Below are 266 nucleotides of genomic sequence, written 5' to 3'. Positions count from 1 at the left end.
AAATAAAGCTCTTAAATTATGGAAACCCTGAGAGACTATAATTACATTTTTCTTTTTATAAACGTCTTTACAGCGTAAAATACTTTTATAGGTGTTGAACCCTTTAGGATCCTCAATGATAATTTCTCCCGGAACCCCTTCCTGATATACCAGATAGTTTTTCATCGCAGCAGGTTCATTATAACCTTTGCTTTTTTCTCCGCTCACAATAATTTTTTTGATCTTTCCGTGATGGTATAGAAGGGCTGCGGCATCCATTCTTTTGG

1 protein-coding gene is annotated in these 266 nt (G+C 35.7%); it reads right to left on the bottom strand.

From position 1 onward, the window contains the following. Nucleotides 1-266: SanA/YdcF family protein (locus SB847_RS21250; protein WP_410578621.1), on the bottom strand; the 266-nt coding region annotated here is incomplete at both ends.

The sequence above is a fragment of the Bacillus sp. SIMBA_026 genome, assembly GCF_046535335.1.
GTDB classification, from domain to species: Bacteria; Bacillota; Bacilli; order Bacillales; family Bacillaceae; genus Bacillus; species Bacillus velezensis.
This window is presented reverse-complemented; position numbering and strand designations above follow the sequence as displayed.